The organism is Pseudomonas sp. WC2 (assembly GCF_050586545.1).
In the GTDB taxonomy this organism is placed as follows: domain Bacteria; phylum Pseudomonadota; class Gammaproteobacteria; order Pseudomonadales; family Pseudomonadaceae; genus Aquipseudomonas.
In genome coordinates this window covers 61,625-80,785 of record NZ_JBOBDR010000013.1, presented here as the reverse complement: position 1 = coordinate 80,785, position 19,161 = coordinate 61,625, and the positions used below count along the sequence as shown (strand labels likewise).

Here is a 19,161-nt window from a genome sequence, read left to right as displayed (position 1 = left end):
GGCAGGGTCGGGATTTGTGGCGTGGCAAATATCCAATGTGGGAGCGAGCCTGCTCGCGAAAGCGTTGGGTCAGGCAACGATGATTTTGACCGTGCCAACGCCTTCGTGAGCAGGCTCGCTCCCACAGGTTTATGCGCTGCTTCGGAGGTCGCGCTTACTCCGTAATCTTCTCGAAATTACGATAAAACATGTCCCCTTCCCGGCTGTCGGTCATCGAGTGCAGCTGGAAGCTGCGGTTCAAACGTGCGCCGCCGTCACGGGTCAGTGGGGCCCAGACCAGGTTGGCGCGGCGCATGGTCGACATGCTCATCATTTCGTCGAACGGGATGGACAGGTAGAGGCCTTTGTCGAAGCTACCTTCGCCATATTCAGCGCTGCTCGCGGTGGTGATCGTTGCCCACGCACCGAAGCGTACGCCGTTGGAAAACTCGCGCGAGATGTCCAGGGTGCCGCCCCAGTCACCGGCCAGATAACGCCCGACGCTCACCGCCGCCAACGTGTCAAATGGCAGATCGGTGTAACCGGTGATATGCCCGGTCACCACCGAGTAATCGCGCAGCGCAAAGCCCTGATCGAAATCACGCTGACGCACCCAGTTGATGTCCGCGCCCACCGACCAGCGCTCACCGGTCGGGCGGAACAACACTTCACCGCCGACACCGGCAAACATCGACTCCAGATAGCCGCCATACACCATCCCATACAGGTCTTTATCCAATTGCTCGGCATGGCTGACCTGGAACAACGGCATGGTGGTGTTGGAGGTGGTCAGGTACTGACGCAAATCCGTGCGCACACGCGGCAACCCGCTCGGTGCGTCGTAGACGAATTTGTCGAAGTTGTTGACCAGGTTGGTGCTGAGCAAACCGTTCCACCAGGTGTTGCGATTGAACCGGTACTCGGCATCGGCATCTGCGGTGAACTGATAGAGCAAACCATCCGGGCCACCGACGTTCTGCTTGAAGCCCAGCCCCACGCCATAACTGAAATGCTGCGGCGCTTCGGTGTAGAGGGTTTTCTCGTTGTGCGGCATCGCCGGGTTGATCTCGGTGGTGCGGTGCAACGACTCCAACGGCTCTTCGTTGTTGATGACTTCACGGAAGGTCTCGCGCGGCACGCTGGTCTCTTCCACGGGCAAGTCATAGCGCTTGTTGACCATGGTGAACCAGTCAATGTCATCGTTGACGCTGTTATCGAGCACCCGGCTCGCCCGCCCGACAGCCTTGGACGAATGGAAATAACGCTGCTGCTCGCCATAGACGATCAGCTCGGAATCACGCTGGGTAATGCGCTCGACTTTGTAGCCGGCATTCTGTTGCAAACGCTGCGAGACGTTGGCCCAGTTGACCTGATCCATCGCCGTGGTTGGCGCCTTCGCCGGCAGCGGTTCAGGGGTCGGATCATAAGTCTTGGCCGGTGCCTTGCGGGTGGCGAAATTGGTGTGAAAGGTGATGCCGAACATCGCCGTATTCCCGCGTTCCCACGCGGCACTGACGTCGACCGAATCCGCTACTTTGAACACTGCGCCGAGGTTGATCGGCGAGTCCTGTTTGATGATGTTGTCCTTCGGCTCATTCTTGTAATCGTTGCCTTCGTATTCGAGTTTCAGGCTGAGGCGATCCCACGGCGTCTGGTAACTCACGCCGCCGAAGAACGAAGGCCGGCCACGAAAGTATGAACCCGAGTTGACGTCACCGGTGCCTTCGAGCGCTGGCCGGGTATCGAAACGATCACTGGCGTAACCCAGCGGGTTGTCTATGTCGCCGCGATTCCCCAGATAACCCCAGGCAATCCCGGCGCTGAAGTCGAAGTTGTCGTAGCGTTTGTTGGCGACGAAAAATTCACTGGAGAACAAACCGGTACCACCGATATCTCGGAAGCCCAGCGCCACGTCGGGCAACCAGTGACTTTCCTGCCACAGCCGGACTTTGACGTCGACCGCCTTATCCTTATAGCTTTGACTACCGCTCAGGGCCTCCGAGCCGTACGGGCGGTTGGTGATCGCGGTGTAGCGAAACGAGCCTTCGAGCCACTCCAGCGGCTGCAACGACACGCTATAGCGGCTGTACGGTTCCGTGCGGTTGGCGTTGACACTCAGCTCGCCGGCCGGGGCCATGCGCGCCGTCGGCGTCTGCAACAGACCGGTGCCGCCGAAGTCATTCTGGGTGATGCGCGGCTCGGCATGGGCCAGACCGCAGGGCAATAACAACACAGCTGCAAAACGTAACTTCAACGAACCACCTCGGCCAGCTGCGTGGCAATAAATTCGGCCAACTGCTGATTCAGTTCAGGTAGAGGCGGATCCAGATCATCATTTTTCAACGGCACCAGAATCTTGCTGCCGGCCACGGGGAAGTGCCCGCTCTCACGATTCCAGTGGGCGATGCCGACCCGTTGCGAAGCGCCGTTGGGCTGAATCAGCCACAGGTAATCGGCCTCGGCATCGCTGAGAATCGAGCAGCCTTGCAGGTATTCGCGGGCCTCTTGCAGCGGCTGATACGGCAGATGGCATGGCGCGGCGACGGCGCCAAGCACTTCAACTTCGTCGACGCGTTTCGGATAGATCAGGCGATCGCCATCGTCGAGGCGTATGTTGCGGGCGAAGCCGACTTCCAGCGCGACCGGATCGAGATCGGCGACCTGCCGTCCGGTCACCGGCATCTGCCGCACTTCTTCAGCCACGCGCTGCGCCAACGCCGCACGACTCGGTCTGTCGAACAGCGTCGCCATGCGCCGCAACACGTCCAGATCAAACAGCACGCCGACCTTGAGCCGCGTCTGCTCTTCAATCAGCGACTGGCGCAGCAAGGCACCCGCCAGCCAGTAACCTTCGGCATTCGGCACGGCTTCACTGATCACGTCGAGCAAGCGCCCGCCGGGTGGCAGTTCGACCGGTCCGGGGTTGGCGACATCACCCGACACCGTGACAGCCGCCTGACTGACACTGACGATCAACATCAGGCCCGCCGATAACATGCTCAGGCGCATCACGGCAGGTGCCTGCGATCAGGGGTCAGTTGCACGACTTTGACGCGCAACTGCGAGGTCAACTGCTGCTCGCTCTGCAAGATGAAACCGTCGCGCGGATCGACCCAATAATGATTGGTCGCGCGCAGGCCAATCGCCGGCGCGTCAATCTGCTCATCGACACGCAGCACGGTGTATTCCTTATCGAGGATTTCCAGGGTTTGTGTGGAGCGGCGGGAGAAGCGACTGTTGACGATCACCCCGACTTCCTGGCCCTTGTAGAGATCGATCCAGCGCCGCGTGGTGAAGCCATCCGCGACGTGCTGCAGACCGGTTTTGAACGGTGAGTCATCGGCCAGCCGCGTGCCATCGAGATCGCCTTCCAGCCCCAGGCCGACCGTGCGCATGGCGAGGCCATCACGCAACAGCAACACCTGTTTGCCAGACGCGACCCAGAACTGCAGGTCTTCACGCTCACGCACCAGCGCCAATACACCGGAGCCGGACGGCGTGGTCAGTTTCAGTTGTGGATAATTGACCCCGGCCACTTCGGCCGCCGTCACGTCCACTTCATCCGGGCCGACCACCGCTGCCTTGAGGTTGTTCAAGGACGCGCTCATCAAGGGGTTGCAGCCGCACAGCAACGAGGCCGCCATCAGGCACAGGCCAACTTTCAAAATGTTCAAAGTCGGCGACCTTATTTGCTGTTGTTACTGTATTCGCTCCAGTTCTTCGCAGCGGAAGCACCGGTGCCGACCAGCGATGCCGACGGCACCAATTGACTGATCAGACGGTTCCAGCGAGTCACGTTGGCAGGCCCGACGTACACCACGTCCTGGGGGCGAACTTCGAAGTGCGAGGCGAGTGCCATGGCGGTCGGCGATTCGGCTTCCAACTGGTAGATCTTGGCCGGTTCGACGTCGAGGTTTTCCACGCCGCGAATCACGTAGATCGCGTTGCCGTTGGAAGTGGTCTGGCTCAAGCCGCCGACCGAACCGAGCACGTCGGTGAGGTTCATGGTCGCGGTCTTGAAGCTCAGCGCACGCGGCTGGTTGACCTCGCCCATCACGTAGATGCGCTTGTTGTCGTTGTACGGCAGATACAGCTGATCGCCACCCTTGAGGTAGACGTTCTGCAACTCGGAATCCTGCTGATTGAGCGAGTCGAGATTCAGCGGATAAGTGCGCCCGTGACGGGTCAGCAACAGGCCCGACAAGTCGGCGTTGTTAGTATCGATGCCAGCCGAGCCAAGGGCTTCGACCACGCTCAGCGGATTGGTGGAAATCGCTTGCGGACCGGCCTTGGCCACCGCGCCGGTGACCACGACTTTCTGGCTGGCGAAACGCAACACCGCGACATCCACTTGCGGCTCGGCGATGAACGCCGAGAGTCGCTGTTCGATGTCCGAGCGCAGTTGCTGGATCGTCCGGCCAGCGGCCTGGACTTCCTTGATGAACGGGTAATAGAGCGTGCCATCGGAGCGCACCAGTCGGCCGTTGGCATCGATCTGTTGTTGCGCACCGGACGGCGCCGTCAGCTCCGGGTGATCCCACACGGTGATGTACAAGACATCGTTGTTGCCGATGCGGTACTCGGCCGGGGTCGCCAGCAACTCCGCCGGCAGCGACTCGCGCTTTTGCGTGGCGCGGTTCATGGCGATCAGCTTGGGGGTGATCGGAATCAGCTCGACGCGGCTGCTTTCGCTGGCGCCCTGACGGGTAATGTCACTGGTGCTGAGGTATTGACCGGGGGAAAACATGCAACCTTGCAAAGCGAGACTTGCCAACATTAAAAGATAAACACTACGAGTCATAATGGCACTACGCTATTCAAGGGCGAATCCAAAAAGAAAGTCACCCGACTTGCGTCGGGCGACCTTGTACTGCACTAACAAATGTTCCTGTTAGTTATGCGTGCCGGTTGTACCGGTGGTACCTGTGGTACCGGTAGTACCGCCGTTGGCACTGCCACCGCTGTTGGACGCCGCTACTGCACTGGCAACCATTGCAGTACTGGCAGCTGGCGCTTGAGAAGCCCCCACACTGCCACCTACATTGGTTACCGCTGTCAGCGGTGCTTCAGCTGCGGCAGCCCAGTTGCTCAACATCGTCAACAGGGCAACTGCCATCACTTTTTTCATAACAACTCCTTTCTAACATTCGACCTGTTAAAAAACCGGTCTGAGTCAGAGTGGGTAGCGTTCAAGTCCGCAACAAACGCGAACATGATCCGTCGTTCTTTCACAGTCTTACCCAACTGATAAAAGTCGAACGGCAGGTTTATATCTACGGACTTGCAAAAGGCATTGCCAGTGTAATTTCCCGACGTTATCTAACAACCTGACTGAAAATAACATTGGACTAAATGGCCATCATCCCAAGTAGCCTTTGGGATGATTCGATTGCCAGCGCCAGGTATCGGTGACCATGTCCTGCAAGTTGCGCGTGGCTTTCCAGCCCAACTCTTTGGCAGCCTTGGAAGCGTCGGCCCAGCTCTCGGCGATATCACCGCTGCGACGCGGCATCATCCGGTACGGCACCGCTTGTCCGCAGGCCTGTTCGAAGGCGTGGAGCACTTGCAGCACGCTGTAGCCATCGCCGGTGCCGAGGTTCCAGGTATGAATGCCGGTGCGCCCCGAGATCGACTGCAACGCCTTCAAGTGCCCGTCCGCCAGATCGACCACGTGGATGTAATCCCGCACGCCAGTGCCGTCGATGGTCGGGTAATCGTTGCCGAAGATCGACAGCTCCGCCAGGCTGCCGACCGCGACCTGACTGATGTAAGGCACCAGATTGTTGGGGATGCCGTTGGGGTCTTCGCCCATCTGACCGCTGTGGTGCGCGCCGATCGGGTTGAAGTAGCGCAGCAGAGCGATGCTCCAGCGCGGCTCGGACTGGGCCAGATCGCGCAGCACATTCTCGACGATCAGTTTCGACTGGCCGTAGGGATTGGTCGGGATGCCAGTGGGAAAATCCTCGCGGATCGGCATCTGTTCCGGCTCGCCATATACTGTGGCCGACGAGCTGAAGACCAGGCGAAACACCCCCGCCGCTGCCATCGCCTGGCACAGATTGATGCTGCCACTGACGTTGGTTTCGTAATACTCAAGCGGCTTACGCACGCTCTCGCCGACGGCCTTCAGCCCGGCGAAATGCAGCACGGCGTCGATGTTGTGCTCGCGGAAAATCCGGTCGAGCAATGCCCGGTCGCAGACATCACCGCGGATCATCCAGGCACTCTTGCCGCAGATACCTTCAATGGCGTGAAGTGCCGCTTCGCTGCTGTTGCAGAGATTATCCAGCACGACAACTTCATAACCTGCTTCAAGCAGCGCAAGTGTGGTGTGCGAGCCGATATAACCGGTGCCACCCGTTACCAGAATCTTCATAGCGCGGTCCGTCTGTGGATAAGTGCCCCGTGGTGTGTCAAGCCTCTTGCATGGGATATGTGTCGTAATCCACACAAATAAGGCGACAACAACCTCAAACAAATTTAGTTCAACGACTGGCAATAAATATTTTTGCAGGTCAAACTGTATTGCCGGGTACTTATTAGCACTGCCTGCGCACTAACCACTATCAACGGATACCGACTAAAAATAACTAACTACGCACTTACCGACATCTCATAACATTGTCACGCTTTAAGCCCGCCGCGCATTGCCATGTATAACCTGACTCATGTATTAAATCACTCGTTCAATATTGTTTGAAACTTGCGTGGCGCTCTGAGTGCCGCGCTGTCGTTGACTGTGTTCCATGACTGTCCAGGATACTTTTATGATTCGTAAATGTTTGTTCCCCGCTGCCGGCTATGGCACGCGTTTCTTGCCGGCGACCAAAGCCATGCCGAAAGAAATGCTGCCGATCGTCAACAAGCCGTTGATCGAATACGCCGTTGAAGAAGCGCGGGACGCCGGTCTGCAACACATGGCCATCGTCACCGGTCGCGGCAAGCGTGCGCTGGAAGACCATTTCGACATCAGCTACGAACTCGAACACCAGATCCGCGGCACCGAGAAAGAGAAGTTCCTCGCCGGCACCCGCGAGCTGATCGACACCTGCACCTTCTCCTACACCCGTCAGGTGGAAATGAAAGGTCTGGGCCACGCGATTCTCAGCGGTCGCCCACTGATCGGCGACGAGCCATTCGCCGTGGTGCTGGCCGATGACCTGTGCCTGAACCTGGAAGGTGACGGCGTCCTCTCGCAAATGATCCAGCTGTACAAGAAATTCCGCTGCTCGATCGTCGCCATCCAGGAAGTCCCGGCCGACCAGACGCACAAGTACGGCGTCATCGCCGGCGAGCTGATTTCCGACGGCATCTACCGCGTCAACAACATGGTGGAAAAACCGGCGCCGCAAGACGCGCCGTCGAACCTGGCGATCATCGGTCGCTACATCCTCACGCCGGATATTTTCGACCTGATCGCCGACACCGAACCGGGCAAGGGCGGCGAGATTCAGATTACCGACGCGCTGATGAAACAGGCGCAGAACGGTTGCGTGCTGGCCTACAAATTCAAAGGCCTGCGCTTTGACTGCGGTGACGCCGAGGGCTACCTGCAGGCAACCAATTTCTGCTACGAAAACGTCTACCTCAAAGGCCGCTGAGACGGCTCCCCCACCCAACGAGGCCACCATGAACATTGCACAACATTCCGCAGAGATTGAACGCGAGGTGGGTAACCTCGGGGTGATGAGCTGGTTGTCCCGCCATCAGCCGTTGCCCAGCGCCAACGAATCGTGGCTGGGCACGATCTTGCTGGTGGAGCGGATTGGCGTGTTCCCCGCGTCCGGCGACATCCGTAGGCCGATGCGTGATCCCTATCCCCTGCTCGCGCATTTGAAAAAGCGTTATGCCGAACAGGCGCTGGAAATGGACGACAGCGATGGGCTGAAGGTGATCTTCGGTGACTGGCGTTTTCGTGTGCGGATTTGCTGCAACGACCCGGCGATCATCATCAACGTTGAGACCCGGTGCGATACGCGGTTGATGCCGCAAAAGATTGCGGAATTGCTCGAACAAGTCGACGCCTTCGAAGAGGCTTGATCGTTCCCACGCTCTGCGTGGGAATGCATCCAGCGACGCTCTGCGTCACCCAGCGAAGGGACGCGGAGCGTCCCCGGCGGCATTCCCACGCGGAGCGTGGGAACGATCACCGCTCTGAGGTTTGCGTGTCATTTAGGGGCGGCGTCGCAACGGTCCTTGGCACCGGTGATCCAGCCATAGAAGTAATCAGCAATCACCTTCCCCCCCGTGGCCGGCAGCGGATGAATCTTGTCCGGGCCGATCATCGCGGCGGAGTAGCGCTTCACGTCCGGGCCGAACGCGCATTGCAGATTGGCGTAACCCAAATGCTGCTCACGCGCCCAAGGCTCCAGCACCTGGGCATACGCCGACATCGGATAAGCGCTTGAGCGCGTGGTGTCCTGACGCATGATCAGATTGATACTCGCCTTCGGCTGAATCTTGCGCAGCATGCCGACCAGACCCTGAACATTCTGCAAATACTGCGCAGGTTTCACGCCGAAACCCTGATCGTTGCCGCCGAGCATGATCAGGTAAACGTCGGCAGGGATCTTCGCCACAGCGGCTTTCCACTGCACCTGCCATTGCGGATCCTGGTGATAGAAATCCGCCGACGCCGCACCGGATGCCGCCAGTTTCGATACGCGCACGCCGTTCTGATCGTTGCTCATCCACAGGCCGAACAACGTCGGCGCGCCCTTCACCACTTCCAGTTTGAACGACCAGTCCTTCGCTGCCGACAGACCTTGCAGCGGTACTTCCTGAACGCCTGAACCTTCCAGCTTCAGTGGCTGCCAGTCTTGCGCGGGAGACCAACGATAGCGGATCTCGCTGGATTCGCCATTGCCGAGGTAAAGCAATTTCGCCTGCGTGACTGCTGTATCAATGCGCGGCGTAGGGTTGGCATCCACTTGCAACCAAGCGCCGGGCTTGCCTGTGACTGTGCGACTGTCCGGGCTCGCCTGACCCAGCTCAGAAACCTTCCAGCCACCGCTGAAATACTTTTCACTGCTGCGGGTGTATTTGAAATGCGTGCCGCCCAGCGCTGCGCCGTGATTGAACCCAACGTAACCGGGCCCGGCAAAACCGACCTCCCCGGCCACGCGTTGCACCAGTTTGTTCAGATAAAAGTCCTGCCCGGCACTGTAGCTGTCGCCGATCACCGAGACCGACAACACCGCGCCGGCCTTGCCTTCGCGCCACTGCGCAAAACGCTCACGGGCATCGCCTACCTGAACCACGGATGCTGCGACGGGTTGAGCGTCATCTACTGCCAACATGCAAAAATTCCTTAAGTCTGGAATGGCCCCTTCGCGAGCAAGTCGAATCGTCGCTCCCACAGGGATTGTGGTCATCTACAGGGATTATGTGACTTGCAGAGATCCAATGTGGGAGCGAGCCTGCTCGCGAAGCTCTTAGCTGCTTTGTGCTTGCACAACCGGAGTGATAGGCGTCACCGGTTTCTTCTTCGCCGCCCGCTCGCCAAGGAACAACACCGAGGTGAAATTGAACCGACTGAAAATCATCGACAACACCACCGGCCCGAGCAAGCCACAACTCAAGCCACCGAGCACCAGCACGCTCTCATCCTTCACACCCAAGCGCCCCAGCACAAACCGCGACGTCGCCGCGAACAGCACATGAAACAGGAAGATCGCATAGGAATACCCGCCCAACCACGTCAGCGCTTTCGAACGCACATCACTCGACAGCAACGCGATGCAGGACACGCAACCCACGGTCAATCCGATCAGGCTACGGCGATCAACAATCAACTCACGATCAATCGCCGCCACATACAACAGCGTCAACGAAATCAGCACAAACACCAGCGGCCCGATCACCTTGAAGCGTTGCTTCAGCGCATCGACATTTTCTTGCCCGATCATCCCCGCGACAAAAAACGGCAATAGATAAATCGCGCCGTTAATCCCGAACGCATCGAACTTGAACGGCGGCAGCAAAAACAACACAGCGGCAAACGCAAACAGCCCATACAAGCGCGTCGCCGAACGCAGCATCCCGCGCCACTCCAGCAAGCCGACGAACATGAAAATGATGAACACCGCCTGCAGGAACCAGAAGTGGTTCACCGGCACCCAGAACGACAACAACGCGTCGATCACCCCGACGTCCTTGTTCACCCCTGGCGCCACCGCTTGCAACACCGAGAACGGCACGCCGACGCAAAACAGCGGCACGATCAAGCGCCGCACCTTGCCGCTGAAGAACGCGGAAAAGTCATTGCCGCGAATTTTGTAAATGGAATAGATGTACCCGGAAATGAACGTGAACAACGGCATGCGCACGTACACCATCGAATCGGCAATGACCCGGAACGGCGAGCCGATATCGATCTTCAACCCGCCGCCCAACGGCCCGATAACGTGATAGAGCACCAGCAGCAGGCACGCCAGGCCCCGCAGGGTTTCAATCTCCAGGGACTTTTTCTTGCTCGACATAAAGCACCTGCCTCAATTCAGAATTCTTGATTCAACCTGCACCGGTTTGTTCGCTCGCAGCATCAAGCCGAGACCGACGAACAACACCGGCACCACCATGGAAAAGTGTCGGGCGAAGGAGCCGAAGTCCGGTTCGAACAAACCTTGCACCAGCAAAAACGCCAGCGGGATCGCGATCAGTTCCTTGGGTTTGGTCTGGATCGGCGCGCCTTTGTAATCGGTCGAGGTGATGACTTTGAACAGCAGCAGCGCGGTCATGATCATCAATGCGACGAAGATCACCTGACCCGGGCCGGACAGCAGAATCAGCTCCACCGGGAACGACAAGCGGAAGAAGATGATCATCGAATCCAGCGCCTGGGAAACGAAGTCGCTGCCGGTGAGCCACGAGACGATCAACGACTTCGAGCCCTCCTCGCCTGCCGTGCGCAGCTCGTTGTTACTGGCGCGAATCGACGATACGGGGAAGCCCAGCGCCACCTGGATCGCCATGGCCACGGCCAGGTAAAACAGGAACAGCATCAGAAAAAACGTCGTGCGCGACACGTATTTTTTCATCACGCAGACGCCGATCCACGACAGCGAAAACAGAATCCAGTATGGCCGGATCAGCACGCCATAAATCACCGCCGAGAGGAAAAAGCCGCCGCGATATTTGCGCGTGAGCGAGCTGAGCAAAATGCTCAACACCGCCACCGACACAATGATTTCCTTGGTCAGGTTCTCGAGGAAAAACGAGCGCACGATGCCCCACAGACACAGGGTGCCGAAGATCGCCAACGGCATGCGCCGAAACACCACCACCGGAATCGCCGTAAGGAAGAAATTGCAGAACATGCCGTAGGCCCAGGCATTGGTCAGGTTGATCCCGGTGGGCCGCAGCAGGAACGCCGAACACTCGTAGGACGAGCGATCCGGGGAGAACGGGTTCCAGAAATTGCAGTTGTCGGCGCGCGCGTACGACGACCACAAGGTCATCGCATCCGGGCCTGGGTCACGGGGAATCAACAGCGGCATCGCCACCGACAGAAACAACCCGGTGAAGAGGATCAGGAACGACACATACGAATCGAGTCGCTTGCCGCGAAACTCGATGCACGGCAACTTCAGGCCCATGACACGGTAGCCTTCTTCGCAGCAGTCACGCGGGTCAGTACGGCGATCACACCGAGCTGCACGATGATCGCGAAGACATTGCCCCACGCCGCGCCGTAGATCGAATAATGCTTGATCAGCACCCAGCTGACCGGCACTGAAACGAACAGGCAGATCGCCGCACTGGCGAGCGATACGCGGCTGTTTTTCGAGGCAATCAACCCGCCCCAGACAATGTCGCCAATCGCGCGCAAGGCAAAAGAGAAGATCAGCACGCCAAGGATGCCGTTGTCCGGACGCGGCACGCTGGTGGCGACGTAATCGAGCACCACGTTGAAAAACACGTAGATCGCCACCGCCACCGCTGCCGACACGATCAGCGAGCGCATGACCCACTTGTTGACGAACAACTGCTTGACCGTGAACGCCTGTTGATCGGCCTGAAAACGCTTGGCCAGCACCGGAATGCCAACCACCGCGACCACTGCGTACGACAGCGCTTGCAAGGTGTTCGCCGCCGACCACGCGTACACGTATCTACCGAGGCTGGCGTACGGTTCCAGGTCGATGATCAGGAAACGCTCGGCATACTGACTCAACGCGATCAAACCGGTGCCGAGATAGAACGGCAACCCGGCCTTCCACACCGTCGCCGTTGCCAGCGATCCGCTCTCGCGCCCCTTGTGCACATTCACCACGATCAGATAACCAGCGATGATCACCAGCACGTTGGCGGCGACCCACAGCCACAACACACTGGCGATGCCCGAGACCCAATCAAGCATCATCCCGCCCACCGCCAACACCGCCCACAGGCCGGTCTTGATGAAAAACAGCAGCGCGCCGGCCGTGGCTTTTTGTGCGGAAAACACGAACGAGTTGATCTCGAACGACAGGTGCTCAGTGAGCAAAACCAAAGTCACGCAGAGGATCAGCGCAGCCGTCGCTTCAACCTGCTGGAACAGTGAATAGATCAACACCGTTACCACCGACAACAGCAATCCCACCGCCAGATACAGCAGCAGGACTTTGTCGATCACGCGGCGCGAACTGCCGCCGACGCTGATCAGCCGATTGATCTCGGAACTGAACCCGACGCTGTAGAACTTCGAGGCGATCAACGACGCCGCAACCACCACGCCGTAAAAGCCCAGCGCCTCATAACCGAGGTAATGGGTGATCGCCAACACCAGCAAAAACTTCGCGCCTAATGCTCCGCCGCGAAGCAACAGCCGAAATATCATCGAACGACACCCTTGATGATGTCGTCCATGGCCACGGTTTTTGCTTCGATTTCACGGCAGGTGTCGGTCAGGCGCTGGCCGAATTTCGTCAGGGCATTCGGCGCGTAAACCGTGTTGATGATGGTGTCGACATCGATGTCGCCGCCATTGATCACCCAGTCCTCGACGCCCATGTCCTGATAAGCGCCGAAGCCTTTGCGTTCGTAGCTGATGTGGTAGGCCGGCACGCCGGAAAGCAACGATTCGATCGCGCCGTGCAAGCGCACGGAAATCACCAGGTCCGGTTGATACTTGGCAATTGTCGCCTTCAGCGACAGCAGGTCTTCGGTAATGCCCAGTTCGCGATAGAACGCGCCGTCATCGTTACCGCGCACGGCGCTCTGCACCGCGCAAACCACTTTGCTTTTTTGCTTGAGGCGCTGCAGCAGCAACTTCAGGTTGGCAACGTAGGCGACTTTCTTGTCTTTGCTCCACTCCGGTGGTTTGCGCAACACCACGCAGACCGTGGCCGGCGATGCGGCGCAGCGAGTGAATTTTGGTTGCTGGAGGATCTTGCTCGCCAGCGACTGCACCGCCAGATCCGGCGCGCGGTAGACGTTTTCACAAGCGTCGAAAATCGCCGAGGAACGGTTGTCACGCACGAACACCGCATCGGCGCTGGCGTAGTGCTCGACGATTTTGCTGCTCTCGCCGTGGAACGGGCCGATGCTTTGCGGCAGGTACACCGAAGGCACTTTGCTGAGGATCGCGGTTTCCAGTTGCTTGGCATGGCCGAGTTTCAGCTTGACGTGCTCGAAGGCGCTTTTCGAACGCATGTAGCCGCCACCGACGCCGACGATCAGATCGGTTTTCTTCAACAGATCCGCCAACCCGGCGTAAGACTGATTGAGAAACACCGCTTGCTTGACTCGGCCCAAGCCCTTGGCCGCCATCACCGGCGCATCGAAACGCGGGTGCGGCAAGTAGCTGAAAGAATCCGGATCGGATGCCACCACGCTGATCGCGGTGTCTTCGCCAAAGTTGCGCTGGACCAAGGCGATGGCCAGATCGACGAGCAGGCCGTCACCGGAGTTGGACGCACTGTAGCCATGCAAAATCGTTACGTTCATATGCTTGAGTTCTACTTAAAAAGTGGGAGCGCGATACAGGTCGTAGGTCTGGCGAATCATCAACGCGGCGCTGAAGCGCTCGCGGACGATGCTGCGACCTTCGTTACCGAGATCGAGCAAACGCGGCTTCTGGATTTTCTTCAGCACGTCGGCCAGCGCCTGGTGATCCCCGGACGGGAAGACGTAACCGGACACCTCGTCGGTGACCAGTTCCGGCAGCGACGTGCAGTTGCTGGCGATCACCGGCAAGCCCATGGCCATGCCTTCCAGCGGCACCATGGCGAAACCTTCCCAGCGACTCGGCACGATCAACGCGTCGGATTGCTGATACAGCGCCTGCACTTCGCTCGGGGTGACCCACGGCAGGTACTCGACGCCGTCCATCGGCGGGCAATCGACGGCGTCCTCGTTGACGGCACTGCCAACCACGGTCAGCTTCATGTCGCTGCGCTGGACCTTGGCGTAGGCCTTGAGCAATACGTCGAAGCCTTTCTGATAATCGAGGCGACCAACGAACAGCAGATGAATCGGCGCGGGGCTGTCAGCCTTCGGCGCGTCATCCTTGTGATGAATGCCGTTGTAGATCAGCTTCATGCGCTTGCGCTCGATGCCAAAACGCGCGGCTTTGTCGAGCTCGTACTGGCTGACGCAAATGATCACGTCGGTGACCTTCTGCAGCACCCGCTCGATCCACGCATAGACCTTCTGCTTGATCGGCGAGCTCTCCATCAGGAACGAAAACGCGTGCGGGCAGTAGACGATTTTTGGCTTGCGCCACGGTCGCAGCAGCACGCAGACGCAACGCCCGATGACCCCGGAAAAGGTGCTGTGCAAATGCACCACATCGGGTTTTTCCTTGAGCATCACTTGGGTCAGGCGCCAGGCAAAACGCAGCAATGACGGCACGTTGCGCCCGGTGCGGGGGAAGGTGCGGATCTGTTGCGCGCCGATGCCGTGCAGTTCTTTGGCTTGATCGTCCGGCACCAGATACACCAGCTCGTAGTTCGCCGCGTCACCTTCGGGCGAAGCCGAAATCGTGCGGATCACGGTCGCGACGCCACCTTTGATCGTCTCTGCCACGTGCAGTATTTTTTTCACAAATCACCCACTTCAAAGAGAAAAAACAGTCGCTGACAGTCAGGATTTGTCGGACGCATATTCGTAGTTGTAATAGCCGTAACCGCCGTTGCCGTAGTAGCTGGCGGCACGCTTCTCGACGCCGTTGAACACCGCGCCTTTCAACTCGATACCGTTCTGCGCGAAGCGGCGAATGGTCAGTTCGATCTCTTTGGCCGGGTTCACCCCGAAGCGCGTGACGATCAGGCTGATGCCCGCTTCCCGGCCGACAATCGCCGCGTCGGTCACCGCCAGCAGCGGTGGCGTATCGATGATCACCAGGTCGTAGCGCTCGCTCAGTTCGGCGAGCAAGTCGCGGAAGTTGGCGTGCATCAACAGCTCGGAAGGGTTGGGCGGCACCTGCCCGCGACTGATGAAATGCAGGTTGTCGACTTCGACTTTGTTGATCGCCTGATCAATGCTGCAGCGCTTGACCAGCAGGTCGGACAAACCGTTGGTGATCGGCGTGTTGAGGGTTTTGTGCAGATGACCTTTGCGCATGTCGGCATCGATCAGCACCACGCGCTGACCGCTCAACGCCATGACCGCGGCGAGGTTGGACGACACGAAAGTCTTGCCGACCTGCGGGCTCGGCCCGGAAATCATGATGCGGTTGTTGGTCGAATCGAGGCCGGCGAAATGCAGACAGGTACGCAGGCTGCGGATCGATTCGATCGACAGATCGGTCGGGTTGCGCAGCGCCAACAGGTACGCCGGTTTGTCCACGCCGTCGCGGGCGCGACCTTTCTTGTTGTCCTCTTCCTGCTGCAATGCGCTGTAGGGAATCGAGGCGTAAACCGGCAAACCGAGTTGCTCGATGGCCTCCGGGCCTTCGAGACCACGGCTCAGGGATTTGCGCAGCAACACCAGCGCCACGCCGACGAAGGCACCGAAGAATGTTGCGATCAGCACGATCAGGGCTTTTTTCGGTTTGACCGGGCTGGTCAGGTCGACGTCGGCCGTGTCCACCAAACGCACGTTGCCCACCGCACCGGCGCGGACGATGTCCAGTTCCTGGGCCTTGTTCAGCAACTGCGTGTAAATCTGCGAAGCGACTTCGACGTCGCGAGTGAGGTTAAGCAACTCTTGTTGCGTAGCGGGCAGATCGCCGACTTTGCCTTCCAGGGACTTCTGCTGCTGGGTCAATTCGCCGATCTGGCTCATCAACGCGCGATAGGCCGGATGCTGTTTGGTGAACTTGCGATCCATCTCCGCCTGCTGCATTTTCAGCTCGGAAATCCGCGTTTCCAGCGCGACGGACTGACCGAGCACCGATTGCGTTTCCAGGGAGATGTTCACAGTCTTGCCGTGGGTCTGATAGACGTTCAGCGCATCACTGGCCTTGGCCAGATCGCGTTTGACTTGTGGCAATTGGCTCTGCAGGAACGCCAGGCTTTGCGCGGCTTCCGCTGAGGTACGACGGACGTTTTGCTCGACGTACAGCGCAGCGATCTTGTTGAGAATCTTCACCGCTTCGGCCGCGTCGCTGCTGGCCAGCGCCAGCTTGATGATCCCCGATTCCTTGCCCTGCTCGGAGATATCCAGCGCGTCCTGATAGCCCTGAATGGTCACGATTCGTGGGTTGCGCACCACTTCGAAACGCGTGCCCGGGTTGGCTTGCAGGCGCGCAATCTGCCCTTCTACGCCGTCCTGAGCGAAAGCCGCGCCGGCAATGCCTTCGACCAGCAGGTTGTCGTTGTCATCGAACAACTGAAAGTGCTGTTGCTCGCCGGCGATCAGGCTGAGCTTCTTGCCCAGCAACTCTTTGGGCAGATCGAGCCGGGCGAACTCCAGGCGCTCACCGCCCCAGGCGTAGCTGTTCAAACCGAAACGCGGCGCGGCGACGCTGGATTCGGTTTCGCCGCGATAACGCCGGGCGAGAAAACCGCCAATCATCGGGAAGGTATTGGGCGTGACATCGATGTCCAGGCGCAAATCGTCGACGGTTTTGCCGATCACTGCGCGGGACTTGATGATGCCGATCTCGGTCACCGACGGCGATTGCCCACCGAGCATGCTGTTGAGGTCAGAGAAACCGAGCATGTCGTTCTTTTTCGGTTCAACCTGCACCAGCGCGTTGGCCAGGTACACCGGCGTGGCCAGAACCGCATAGGCAACGCCAGTCACCATGAAGGCACCGGTCAGCGCACCGATCAACCATTTCTGGTCGATCAGACTGCCGAAGATGCCGAGCAGATCAATACTGTCTTGATCATTGTCGCGGGTGCCGATTACGGACGGTAACTGCATAAGTCTGTTCTTACCATTCACTGTTCTGAAGAATATTCATCAATGCGCGAGACGCTTTGCCCATGAACTAACGGCATCTTCAATCAATGCGTGGGCATGAATAAAAGCGGCCTTGCCTTGACGATACGGGTCTTGTATTTCGCGCTCGCTCTGCCACTTGCCGAGCAGAAACACTTTGCCTCTGGCGTGAGAGGCAATCTTCAGCACTTGATTTACATGTTCTTTTTCCATCACCAGAATCAGGTCTGATTCATTGACGATGTCCGAGGTCAGTTGTCGCGCCTTGAACCCCTCGGCGTTGTGCCCGTGGTCTTCGAGCACCTGCCGGGCAGACGCCTCAACACCCTCGCCGACGCGGGCGGACAGGCCGGCGGAGGACACCGTGATCGCTGATGGGGCCAACGCGTTACGCAGCATGAGTTCTGCCGTCGGACTTCGGCATATGTTGCCCACGCAGACAACAAGGATCTTTTTAAACAAGGTTTTACTTTCCTGTGTAATGTCAAACGGCCAACATCTCGAGAGCATTTGAATGAACCCTCAAGATCTTTCTTCACTCAGAAATAGATTCGCCCTGTTACTACCGAAGCATTAAGTACCACAGCGTTTAAAAGTCCCCCAACCACAATTAGCGGACTAAAAATAACTGTGATTTTCGGCTGATGGTTTTCCGACAAAAAATAACATTCGCGCACTAAGTGCCATCACTCCACTCGAAAACCGGGAAAGAGATCATTTATTCGAAGTTGTCACTTCTCTTCGGGAGAGCAGACATGAAAACAGTCCATCTCAAAAAATTCGGCGCAATGGCGCTATTGATGCTGGGTGCCACTCAGGTTCACGCCAGCGAGCTGTTTCCCAACCTGCCGGCCAAGAACATCGGGGTTCAGGTCAAGATTCAGAACTTCACCGCGGCTGACGCCGCGCAGATCAAATCGGCCGGTTTCGGTTTCGTGCGTTTGGGTGTGTGGAGCGACAGCCTGACGGCCAAGGCTTATCAGAAGCAGGTCAGCGACGCCTTTGCGGCGGCTAAATCTGCGGGTTTGCCGGTGTTGCTGACAGTCCGCGCGATCAAGGCGTTGCCCGCTACCTCTACCGCGGAGCTGACCACTGCCGGGGAAACCTTCGCCAAAGCGGTGACAGGGTTGCAACAGTCGTACAGCTCGCAATTGGTCGCCATCGAACTGTGGAATGAACCGGACCTGGAAACCTACTGGCCGACGCGCAATTTCGACACGACGTTTGTGCCGTTCATGAGCGGCGCGTGCAAGGTGCTGCAAGAGCAACCGCTGTCGACGCCGGTGGTCGGTTACGGCTTTGCCCGGGCGCCGACCGCAGGCTCGGCTTCAACCGTGGCGCTGAACCGCATTGTCAGTGAATACCCCAAATGCCTGAGCGCGGTGTCCTATCACCCCTATGGCATGACCGCCGCGCAAATCAGCAACGCGCAAGACTTCATTCAGCAGAACTTCCACCTGCCAGGCGTCATCAGTGAGTGGGGCATTTCCGCGCTCGCCTCCAATGGCGGCGCCGAGGGCCAAGCGAGCAAGATCAACGCCTTCATTGGCGATGTTAAAAAACTCAAGATCCCGCTGACCTCCATTTATGAATGGAAGAACAGTGATTCCGGAAGTAACGATCGCGAGAAGAACTTCGGCCTGCTCACTTCTGACGGCCAGCCAAAACCGGCGCGAATGTCGGTGGAGGCTCTGCTCAACGCGGAGTAAGTCGGGCGCAACCGATCTGTACGCAGGTCGGTTGCTTTGAACCTGTGAGCGCTTTTGGCATCGTATTCATCGATAGCACGCCCCGCCTTTCAAACAATCGTTTTTCAGGTTGTTGCCGCAGGGGCTGTCGATACACGCAACCGCCCTTGAGTGGCTGTCA

The 19,161-nt window shown here is 58.4% G+C and carries 17 protein-coding genes; 3 read left to right on the top strand and 14 right to left on the bottom strand.

The genetic code is table 11. From position 1 onward, the window contains the following. Nucleotides 1-154: 154 nt before the first annotated feature. From ACQ4OE_RS17215 to galE, 6 genes are all read right to left on the bottom strand, one after another. Nucleotides 155-2,233 (bottom strand): YjbH domain-containing protein, encoded by a 2,079-nt coding sequence (locus ACQ4OE_RS17215; RefSeq protein ID WP_430947338.1) that lies wholly within the window; start codon nucleotides 2,231-2,233, stop codon nucleotides 155-157. Then, a complete protein-coding gene (locus ACQ4OE_RS17210; protein ID WP_430947337.1) occupies nucleotides 2,230-2,988 on the bottom strand; it encodes a capsule biosynthesis GfcC family protein in 759 nt (252 codons plus the stop codon). The genes ACQ4OE_RS17215 and ACQ4OE_RS17210 overlap by 4 nt, the downstream gene beginning before the upstream one ends. Continuing rightward, a complete protein-coding gene (locus ACQ4OE_RS17205) occupies nucleotides 2,988-3,653 on the bottom strand; it encodes a YjbF family lipoprotein (protein WP_430947336.1) in 666 nt (221 codons plus the stop codon). Before ACQ4OE_RS17205 ends, ACQ4OE_RS17210 begins: the two co-directional genes overlap by 1 nt. Before the next feature lie 11 nt (nucleotides 3,654-3,664). Next, nucleotides 3,665-4,726 carry a polysaccharide biosynthesis/export family protein gene (locus tag ACQ4OE_RS17200; protein ID WP_122595336.1) on the bottom strand — a complete coding sequence of 354 codons (1,062 nt, stop codon included), beginning with the start codon at nucleotides 4,724-4,726 and terminating at the stop codon, nucleotides 3,665-3,667. Nucleotides 4,727-4,870: 144 nt separating this feature from the next. Further along, complete coding sequence (locus tag ACQ4OE_RS17195) at nucleotides 4,871-5,107, bottom strand: hypothetical protein (protein WP_430947335.1); 237 nt, start codon at nucleotides 5,105-5,107, stop codon at nucleotides 4,871-4,873. 231 nt (nucleotides 5,108-5,338) lie between these two features. Further along, nucleotides 5,339-6,355 carry a UDP-glucose 4-epimerase GalE gene (gene galE, locus ACQ4OE_RS17190; RefSeq protein ID WP_430947334.1) on the bottom strand — a complete coding sequence of 339 codons (1,017 nt, stop codon included), beginning with the start codon at nucleotides 6,353-6,355 and terminating at the stop codon, nucleotides 5,339-5,341. A gap of 391 nt (nucleotides 6,356-6,746) precedes the next feature. Here galE and galU point away from each other — a divergent pair, with 391 nt between their 5' ends. Further along, nucleotides 6,747-7,580, top strand: a complete 834-nt coding sequence (galU, locus tag ACQ4OE_RS17185; RefSeq protein WP_122595338.1) for a UTP--glucose-1-phosphate uridylyltransferase GalU — start codon at nucleotides 6,747-6,749, stop codon at nucleotides 7,578-7,580. Nucleotides 7,581-7,608: 28 nt separating this feature from the next. Further along, nucleotides 7,609-8,019: a mannose-1-phosphate guanylyltransferase gene (locus ACQ4OE_RS17180; protein ID WP_122595339.1), complete on the top strand. Its 411-nt coding sequence runs from the start codon at nucleotides 7,609-7,611 to the stop codon at nucleotides 8,017-8,019. Between the two features lie 128 nt (nucleotides 8,020-8,147). On the opposite strand, the gene ACQ4OE_RS17175 is transcribed toward ACQ4OE_RS17180, so the two are convergent. The 8 genes from ACQ4OE_RS17175 to ACQ4OE_RS17140 all read right to left on the bottom strand — a co-directional run bounded on the left by ACQ4OE_RS17175 (nucleotide 8,148) and on the right by ACQ4OE_RS17140 (nucleotide 17,754). Further along, the gene (locus ACQ4OE_RS17175; protein WP_430947333.1) at nucleotides 8,148-9,278 is read right to left on the bottom strand and encodes an SGNH/GDSL hydrolase family protein; all 1,131 of its coding nucleotides are present in this window, start codon (nucleotides 9,276-9,278) and stop codon (nucleotides 8,148-8,150) included. Between the two features lie 135 nt (nucleotides 9,279-9,413). Next, a complete protein-coding gene (locus ACQ4OE_RS17170; protein ID WP_430947332.1) occupies nucleotides 9,414-10,460 on the bottom strand; it encodes an acyltransferase family protein in 1,047 nt (348 codons plus the stop codon). Nucleotides 10,461-10,472: 12 nt separating this feature from the next. Next, nucleotides 10,473-11,576, bottom strand: a complete 1,104-nt coding sequence (locus ACQ4OE_RS17165; RefSeq protein WP_064392790.1) for a hypothetical protein — start codon at nucleotides 11,574-11,576, stop codon at nucleotides 10,473-10,475. Continuing rightward, nucleotides 11,567-12,799, bottom strand: coding sequence for a phosphoribosylaminoimidazole carboxylase (locus ACQ4OE_RS17160; protein WP_430947331.1), 1,233 nt, complete (start codon nucleotides 12,797-12,799; stop codon nucleotides 11,567-11,569). Before ACQ4OE_RS17160 ends, ACQ4OE_RS17165 begins: the two co-directional genes overlap by 10 nt. Further along, nucleotides 12,796-13,908, bottom strand: coding sequence for a polysaccharide pyruvyl transferase family protein (locus tag ACQ4OE_RS17155; RefSeq protein ID WP_430947330.1), 1,113 nt, complete (start codon nucleotides 13,906-13,908; stop codon nucleotides 12,796-12,798). Before ACQ4OE_RS17155 ends, ACQ4OE_RS17160 begins: the two co-directional genes overlap by 4 nt. Nucleotides 13,909-13,923: 15 nt before the next feature. Next, nucleotides 13,924-15,006 carry a glycosyltransferase gene (locus ACQ4OE_RS17150; RefSeq protein ID WP_430947329.1) on the bottom strand — a complete coding sequence of 361 codons (1,083 nt, stop codon included), beginning with the start codon at nucleotides 15,004-15,006 and terminating at the stop codon, nucleotides 13,924-13,926. A gap of 39 nt (nucleotides 15,007-15,045) precedes the next feature. Then, a complete protein-coding gene (locus ACQ4OE_RS17145) occupies nucleotides 15,046-17,274 on the bottom strand; it encodes a polysaccharide biosynthesis tyrosine autokinase (protein ID WP_430947328.1) in 2,229 nt (742 codons plus the stop codon). Between the two features lie 39 nt (nucleotides 17,275-17,313). Further along, a complete protein-coding gene (locus tag ACQ4OE_RS17140) occupies nucleotides 17,314-17,754 on the bottom strand; it encodes a low molecular weight protein-tyrosine-phosphatase (RefSeq protein WP_430947327.1) in 441 nt (146 codons plus the stop codon). Between the two features lie 293 nt (nucleotides 17,755-18,047). On the opposite strand from ACQ4OE_RS17140, the gene ACQ4OE_RS17135 reads away from it, so the two are divergent. Then, entirely contained in the window at nucleotides 18,048-19,001 is a 954-nt protein-coding gene (locus ACQ4OE_RS17135) for a cellulase family glycosylhydrolase (protein WP_430947326.1), read from the top strand. Nucleotides 19,002-19,161: the final 160 nt, after the last annotated feature.